This is a genomic window from Hyphomonas sp. (genome assembly GCF_040882205.1).
Lineage (GTDB): Bacteria > Pseudomonadota > Alphaproteobacteria > Caulobacterales > Hyphomonadaceae > Hyphomonas.
In genome coordinates this window covers 1-3,876 of the sequence record NZ_JBBEBT010000185.1, presented here as the reverse complement: position 1 = coordinate 3,876, position 3,876 = coordinate 1, and the positions used below count along the sequence as shown (strand labels likewise).

Genomic DNA, 3,876 nt, shown 5'->3' with positions numbered 1-3,876 from the left:
TTTCATCGGCCGTGCAGCTGACCTGGCAGGTCAGCGCCTCGTCCCTGCCGGCGCCGATCAAGGAGCGGTTCCGCAAGCTCTATGGCAGCCGGATCACGGCGGACGGCCGCCTGATGCTCGAAGCGAGCGAGCACCGCAGCCAGGTCCAGAACCGGCAGGCGGCACGGGCGCGCCTCGCGGAGATGGTTCTGAAGGCCTCGGTGGCGCCCAAACGCCGGATCGGGACCAAACCCACAGCGGGCAGCGTCCGCCGGCGCATTGCCGCCAAGAAGAAGCGCGGCGAAGTGAAGGCCCTGCGCGCCGGCGTGGGCGATGACGACTAGGCCCGGCAAAACGGATGCGTCCGGGTTTCGAAGCCGGGCAGGCGGTTATGTGCAAGCGCCGGGTGGCAAGCGGCCGGCCGCCTCCATCAATTCGCAGGCGGACATAAAGATCAGGAACGCGGATCTTGAACTTCGCCGGATCAGGCAAGACTATGCAGCCGATCGTCCGGCGCATCCGGTCGTTTGAAAAGGTTCCGGCCCGTGACCACCAATCCAGTCTCAACTGACGCCCTGATTGAGCTCAGGATCGAGAATATTGCCCTTTTGTTCGACCCGCTGGACCCCTTTCCGACGCCTACACGGGATCTGTCAAAGAGTGCCGAAGACTTTATCGTGGAATGGGCAAGAGAGCTGCCCCGCCGCGGCCCGATACGGTTGATTTTGCATATCCCATCATCAGCACAGCAAGACGTTTCGCAACTTCGGGCGGCATTCTCCAATCATTTCCGCCAGCGCGCCCGGGGCGTGAAAGGCGACATAAGCGAACTCTTTGGCGTGGGGCGAACGTCGCTGGTGATCGGTCTTACGACGCTCATTGCATGCGTCCTGGGCGGGCAGGCTGCGGTCATGCTGCTGGGGGCCGGCTCAGCGGCGCGCGTCCTGTCGGAAGGCCTGATCATTATCGGATGGGTCGCAAACTGGCGGCCGCTGGAGATTTTTCTATATGGATGGTGGCCGCTGGCACGTCGCCGAAAGCTCTATCAGCGCTTGGCAGATATGCCGATAGACGTCGTAACCGCTTGAGGCGGTCCTGCCATTCGCAGACACAAGCATGCCGCGTCCCGGACCCGGTAATGCTTTCGGGCCCCGTGCGCAGCCTGATCCTTCGCCCATCAGCAAGCGCGATCCAGGCTAGGCTGAAGGTTTCCGGTTTCGCGTGACTGACTTCCCGGCGCAGGCAGCGGGCATGGCTCGATATCGGCGGGTTGAGCGGCGCTAACGCGCGTCTATCGGAGAAAATACCACTGCCCTGCCTGAGGTTCCTGCTCCATCACGTCCGCAAAAACCTTCAGGGCCGAAAGTGTTCCGACAAGGACCGCGACCCCGGCCTCCTCGGCGCCGGTCAGTACCTGTTCTTGACCGACAGGATCCGGGTTGCCTGTCGCGCATCATCTTCGCTGACGGCGAGATGCTCAAGCAGGCTTTCCAGATAATCCGCCTCGGCGGTGACCATCGCGCCATCGGCCAGGCAGATGTCGAGGCAGTGCACGAACACCGAGAGGTGCATGTCATTTGCAAGCGCGCGGCACGCTTCACTCAGCCAATCCGGCCGGTCTGCACGGCGCTTCACGACCGTGCGGTTCAGTGCCGCCAGTTCGTTCGGATCCAGGTTGCGCAATATGCGTGACCGGTGCGACAGGGCCCTGAGCTCTTCGGTCTCCTGCTGCGCCATCTTCCCATCTGCCAGTGCAGCCGACAGGACGAGGCAGAAGAACGCTTCCGGTATCGACCAGTCGCTCTGATTGTTCGGAAACTCGGAGACGAGTTCCTTCAGGCTGAAGGGCTGCTTCTTTTCTGTGATTACGGGCGCGAACAGTTCGCCGGCCCCTTCGATCAGCTCGCTCATGAGCTTGGTTCCTCTGTGTCGGTTCGTGTTCAATCGGGACGGGGCGATGCCGGAGCCGGCGGCCAGGCGGCGACGGCGGCCTTCAACTGCTGAAGCTTGTCGCGCCGGGCCGTCAGCGCAGAGATGGTCGTATCGAGCCATTCGACATCCGGCGGAAGCTCGGTCAGTTTCCCGGGAGCCCCAACCCGGCTCGGCTCGGCAAGCAGCTGCGTGATTTCGAGTTCCAGCAAGTCGGACTGCTGCTGCAGCGTCACGATGCTCTGAAATGGCGCGTAGGCGTCAAGCTGTGCTTTCTGCGTGTCGATCTTCTGTTGCTGCACAACCGACTGCGCCTCTCTTTCTGCAAGCTCACTGGTCAGCCGTGCGACGCCGGCTTCAGCCTTTTCAATCGCTGCCGCGGCGTTCTGCTTGACCATCGCCATACCGATGGCACCGGCAGCGATCATCCCCACGAGGAAGACCACAGCAACCAGTAACCTGGCGCGGCCTGTCTTGGCCTGCCTCGCGTCCTGCGACAGCGCCTGCATGTCTTCGCGCGTCGGGACGGGCTGGAAGACGAGTTCGTCAGAATGATGGGGTTCACTGGGCGGCGGCATGGTTCAGGTCTCCAGAACATGAAAGTGCAGCACCTTGAGGCGGGCCCGCGCAGCGGGACGTCCAGGTGCAGGTGTATCGGTCAGGACGCGGAGCATTTGAGCACTCCGTATTGTCCGAAGAAGGCTTCCAGGTCTTTCCAGGTCTGCGATCCGGTCTCGATGGAGGCATCCCGGCGGCAGCGCTCGACAACCAGATTTCCCTGGGCCAGTGCGACAGCGAGATCAATCTCGCGGCCGAGGTCGTCGAAGCGGGGGCTCGCCTTGGCTTCGGGGTGCGCTTTCAGCGCCGCCTCACCGGACTGGAAGGCATCCTGCGCGAGCCTGAGAATGCTGCGCCAGTAATCCTGGGACGCCCTGTCATAGGCCGACACATCGATTAGCTGCGCCTGCTTCAGGAAATACATCCCTCTCAGGAGATGCCTTTCCGCCGTATCGCCAGCAGGGCAGCGTTGCAGGCTGGCGCCTGATTTCACGTCCGGCCCGCCGGCAAGAATATGCGACAGGCAGGCCTGGCGGGAATACCTCGGCGAAAAGCTGTTCGCTTGCGCGGCTTCATCTGCATAGGCGCGCGCCCGCGCCTGCCAGCCGGTCCTGCGCAGGACTGTCTCGGCGACACTTAACATGTAGCGCGCCTCAGCCATCTGCGCTGCCAGGAGCGTTCCGGCGATTGGCGACAAGGCGTCATTTACCCCTGAAAAATCGGATTTTACGAACTGCAGCCGGCCGATCTCATAGCGAATGGAAGGGGCTTGAAGGCCGCCGGAAAAAGCCTTCTGAAGGACAGAGAGGGCTTCATCCGCCTTGCCGGCGCGCTCAAGGAGGCGAGCAAGAGACAAGGTGGCTGTTTCATGGCCAGCGCTTTGCCCGGAGGCCATCGCAGTGCGGTAGGTGGCTTCTGCTTCGTCGCCGCGACCCGCTCGCTCGTAGGCCTCGCCGAGGATCATCTGGCGTTCATAGGTCGGCGACAGTGACGCGGATTTTACAAGGACGCGTATGGCTGCACCGAGCAGGCTTTCCTGCTCCAGTGCATCGCCGGGACGTTTGGTGTCGGCAAGGTTCAGGTAGCTGACGCCGAGCTGTTCGGCGGCGCGTAGGGAGGCGCTGCGGCGACGCGGGCCCCTACACCCACCCCTGCAATTCCCGCCGGGTGACCGTCTCCAGGACGCGGATTCCATCCGGGGTCGCATTGAGGCAGGGGACGACGGAAAAAGCCTCGCCACCGTGCTGGCGAAAAACGTCGCCGTTGGCGTAGGCGATTTCTTCCAGCGTCTCCAGGCAGTCGGAGACGAAGCCGGGGCACATCACATCCACCTTCTTCAGCCCCTTGGTGGCGAGGTCGCGCAGCGTGGGCTCGGTGCGGTACACGTCGTGGCCGGAGACCATGGTGATC

At 63.0% G+C, this 3,876-nt stretch carries 6 protein-coding genes; 2 read left to right on the top strand and 4 right to left on the bottom strand.

Annotation, left to right across the window (positions count from 1 at the left end; translation table 11 throughout):
• Positions 1–323: alternative ribosome rescue aminoacyl-tRNA hydrolase ArfB (gene arfB / locus WEA77_RS07555; protein ID WP_368067255.1), on the top strand; the 323-nt coding region annotated here is incomplete at its 5' end.
• Between the two features lie 201 nt (positions 324–524).
• The gene (locus WEA77_RS07550; protein WP_368067254.1) at positions 525–1,067 is read left to right on the top strand and encodes a hypothetical protein; all 543 of its coding nucleotides are present in this window, start codon (positions 525–527) and stop codon (positions 1,065–1,067) included.
• Positions 1,068–1,386: 319 nt separating this feature from the next.
• Here WEA77_RS07550 and WEA77_RS07545 read toward each other — a convergent pair whose 3' ends face one another.
• The 4 genes from WEA77_RS07545 to WEA77_RS07530 all read right to left on the bottom strand — a co-directional run.
• Positions 1,387–1,890, bottom strand: a complete 504-nt coding sequence (locus tag WEA77_RS07545) for a TerB family tellurite resistance protein (RefSeq protein ID WP_368067253.1) — start codon at positions 1,888–1,890, stop codon at positions 1,387–1,389.
• A gap of 29 nt (positions 1,891–1,919) precedes the next feature.
• Positions 1,920–2,417 carry a hypothetical protein gene (locus WEA77_RS07540; protein ID WP_368067252.1) on the bottom strand — a complete coding sequence of 166 codons (498 nt, stop codon included), beginning with the start codon at positions 2,415–2,417 and terminating at the stop codon, positions 1,920–1,922.
• A 149-nt stretch (positions 2,418–2,566) separates the two neighbouring features.
• On the bottom strand, positions 2,567–3,661 hold the full coding sequence (locus WEA77_RS07535; RefSeq protein ID WP_368067251.1) for a tetratricopeptide repeat protein: 1,095 nt from the start codon (positions 3,659–3,661) through the stop codon (positions 2,567–2,569).
• Positions 3,606–3,876 (bottom strand): ferrochelatase (locus WEA77_RS07530; RefSeq protein WP_368067250.1); only part of this gene is annotated, 271 nt, incomplete at its 5' end. The genes WEA77_RS07535 and WEA77_RS07530, both read right to left, overlap by 56 nt.